The 3,298-nt window shown below is 59.4% G+C and carries 2 protein-coding genes and 1 pseudogene; 1 reads left to right on the top strand and 2 read right to left on the bottom strand.

The annotated features are described in order from the left end of the window. Positions 1 to 70: 70 nt before the first annotated feature. The gene (locus EO136_RS08780; protein ID WP_127143937.1) at positions 71 to 1,270 is read right to left on the bottom strand and encodes an IS256 family transposase; all 1,200 of its coding nucleotides are present in this window, start codon (positions 1,268 to 1,270) and stop codon (positions 71 to 73) included. Then, a complete protein-coding gene (locus tag EO136_RS08775; RefSeq protein ID WP_127144072.1) occupies positions 1,203 to 2,009 on the bottom strand; it encodes a DUF2971 domain-containing protein in 807 nt (268 codons plus the stop codon). Before EO136_RS08775 ends, EO136_RS08780 begins: the two co-directional genes overlap by 68 nt. Before the next feature lie 103 nt (positions 2,010 to 2,112). Between EO136_RS08775 and EO136_RS08770 the strand changes: the two are divergent. Then, positions 2,113 to 3,279, top strand: a pseudogene (locus EO136_RS08770) (IS3 family transposase). The last annotated feature ends 19 nt before the right edge of the window (positions 3,280 to 3,298 follow it).

Below are 3,298 nucleotides of genomic sequence, written 5' to 3'. Positions count from 1 at the left end.
GATGGTGTCCCCTGGCGTGGTGTAGGTTGGTTTGGGCCGCCACGCATTTCCCGGCACTGCCGGTGTCGGATCAGCCGGCCAGGGGCGGCAGGCTGATGAGGGGATCATCGCTCATCTGGCTCATTGTTTCCAGTGTCATGTAGCGGGCGCGCTGGACGGCCCACTCATCGTTCTGTTCGAGCAGTAACGCGCCCACGAGGCGCACGATGGCGTCATCATTGGGAAAGATGCCCACGACATCGGTGCGCCGCTTGATTTCGCCGTTGAGACGCTCGATTGGGTTCGTGCTGTGCAATTTGGTCCGGTGTTCGCGTGGGAACGACATGTAGGCCAGAACATCAGGCTCGGCCTCATCGAGCAGGGTGGCCAGCTTGGGCACCTTGGGTCGGATCTGATCGGCGACGGCGCGCCATTGCGCACTGGCCGCCTTTGGTGTTTCCTGCGCAAAGGCCGTGGCGATGAAGGCAGAGACGACACGGCGCCCGCTCTTTCCGGCATGGGCAAGAACGTTGCGCATGAAGTGAACCCGGCATCGTTGCCAAGTGGCGCACAACACCTTGCTGACGGCCGCCTTGATCCCTTCGTGCGCATCGGAGATCACGAGCTTGACCCCACGTAGCCCCCGCCGGGTCAGCTTGCGCAGAAACGCTGTCCAGATCGGCTCGGCTTCCGAGGTCCCGATCTCCATGCCCAGAACCTCACGCCTGCCATCACTGTTGACGCCGATGGCGATAATGGCGGCGACCGAGACGATACGCCCACCGCGGCGCACCTTGAGGTAAGTGGCATCAATCCACAGATAGGGCCAGTCACCCTCGATGGGGCGATCGAGGAAGGCTTTGACCTTATCGTCGATCTCTTCGCACAGCCGGCTCACCTGACTTTTGGAGATGCCGCCCATCCCCATGGCCTTGACCAGATCATCGACTGATCGGGTGGAAATGCCCTGGATGTAAGCTTCCTGGATAACTGCGGTTAGAGCCTTCTCGGCCATGCGGCGCGGCTCCAGGAAGGTTGGGAAATAGGACCCTGTCCTCAGCTTGGGAATGCGCAGCTCGACAGTGCCGGCGCGTGTCTCCCAGTCTCTGTCGCGATACCCATTGCGCTGGGCCAGGCGATCGGAGCTCTTCGCTCCATAACCAGCGCCTGTGGCAGCGCCCACTTCCATCTCCATCAGGCGTTCAGCGGCAAAGCCGATCATCTCACGCAAAATATCGGCGTCGGGGGTCTGTTCGACCAGAGCGCGAAGGTTCATCATATCGGTGGTCATCGGTGGTCCTTTCGGATTGTGGCTTCAACAACCCGACATTACCGGAAAACCGCCGGTGACCACTCTCCTCAGAACCTACACCACCTCCAGGGACACCATCGCCATCAGGATGGGCGCTCACAATCTGAGTGAGAATTTCATTCGGCATGGGCTTTTCGTTTCGTTGGTTGAAGATCAGCCGCACCTCTCGTTCGTGAGCCCAAGTATGGTGCTTCAGCGAAGTGATAGCCGCAAATGCTTCGGCCGCCGCTAACACGGCCTCAACTGATCGAGGCTGCCCCATCGTAAGCGCAGCCCGGATTGCAGCATCCCGAAATGCGCCTGCGGTCGTCTCATCGGTGTATCGAACAAGTTGCATTCGACCGGGAATGGCATTCATCGCTGTGGGGCGGAAGGCGATGCACAAACCCTCGCCTCGATCTGCATACTCTCGCCACATTGGCAACTGATCTCCGGCAAGAGCGAAGCAGACAGCATAACATGTGCTCGTGCGACTAACGCGCAGTACATCAACGAGAAATGCTGAAAGATTCCGGCGATTGAGCCCGGGAATGTCGCGCTCAGAGAGCGCGTTCATAGCCTCCGCGAAGGCTTCCCGACCGAGTGCAATCTCGCGAGGATCGTTGGACGCAGTGATGTCGGTCAACCAGAGCTTTTTGGAGCGGACGACGTTCTCAAAGGCCTCGACTGATAGATAGAAAAATAGAGGCGTAGTAGGCGTATATTCGAGATAAACCATAAGTAACGACCGCCGGTATGCTTCAGGACGGGATGGTGGTGACGTTGCCCCTTGGAGCTAATCCAGTTTGAAATAGACTCTGGCCCATCGAAAAGGACCAGAGATGAAACGCAACAGGTTCAGCGAAGAACAGATTATCGGCATCCTCAAGGAGCATGAGGCAGGCGTTCCGGTCGCCGATTTGTGCCGGAAGCACGGCGTGAGCAGCGCCAGTATCTACAAATGGAAAGCCAAATACGGCGGCATGGATGTGAGCGAGGCCAAGCGGCTTAAATCGCTCGAGGACGAAAACGCCAAGCTCAAGAAGCTCCTGGCCGATACCATGCTCGACAACTCCGCACTCAAGGATCTTCTTGGAAAAAAATGGTAGCGCCCGCCGCCAGGCGAAAGGCGGTCGCTTATCTCAGGGAGACCTTTGAGATGAGCGAGCGGCGGGCGTGCACAGTGCTGGGCTGTTGTCGCATGACCATGCGATATCAGGGCAGCCGCGTGGATGATATCGATCTGCGGGATCGGATGAAGGCAATTGCCCATGAACGCCGGCGCTTTGGATATCGGCGGCTACATGTGCTGTTGCGCCGGGAAGGCTATGTGGTCAACCACAAGCGTCTGTTCCGGATGTATCGGGAAGAGAAGCTATCGGTGCGGCGCAGGGGGTGCCGGAAGCGGGCCTTGGGAACGCGGGCGCCGATGGTCATCCCCATGGCACCCAACGAGCGCTGGTCGTTGGACTTTGTCTCCGACCAACTGACCGACGGGCGCCGGTTCAGGGTTCTGGCCGTCGTGGATGACTGCACGCGCGAGTGCCTGGCGCTCGTCGCTGATACATCCCTCTCAGGTCTGCGGGTTGCCCGAGAGCTCGAAATGATCATGGCGGCACGTGGCAAACCGAAGATGATTGTCAGCGACAACGGCACCGAGTTCACCTCCAATGCCATCCTGGGCTTCGCCGACCGGCACAAGATCGACTGGCACTATATCGCCCCGGGAAAGCCGATGCAGAACGCGTTCATTGAATCGTTCAATGGCAGGCTCAGGGACGAGATGCTCAACGAGACCTTGTTCCCGAGCCTCTCCTACGCACGCATCGCCCTTCGAGAATGGCTGGCTGACTACAATGCCAATCGCCCACACTCGCGGCTGGGCTGGCTCACCCCCCCCACGACGGGACCTGGCGCTGCGCTCAATGGCCAGCTCCGCGCCAGCCCCCGTCTTCCACCAGGCTCGGCAGGGCCAAAACAACTCCAGGAGTCTACGTCACGCTGGATAAAAGTTGGGGGCAACGTCAG

The sequence above is a fragment of the Pelagibacterium montanilacus genome (assembly GCF_003992665.1).
In the GTDB taxonomy this organism is placed as follows: domain Bacteria; phylum Pseudomonadota; class Alphaproteobacteria; order Rhizobiales; family Devosiaceae; genus Pelagibacterium; species Pelagibacterium montanilacus.
This window is presented reverse-complemented; position numbering and strand designations above follow the sequence as displayed.

What these genes read in the sequence shown, in the direction of transcription:
- EO136_RS08775 (WP_127144072.1), bottom strand. Translation starts at nt 2,009, where the DNA reads ATGGTTTATCTCGAATATACGCCTACTACGCCTCTATTTTTCTATCTA.
- EO136_RS08780 (WP_127143937.1), bottom strand. Translation starts at nt 1,270, where the DNA reads ATGACCACCGATATGATGAACCTTCGCGCTCTGGTCGAACAGACCCCC.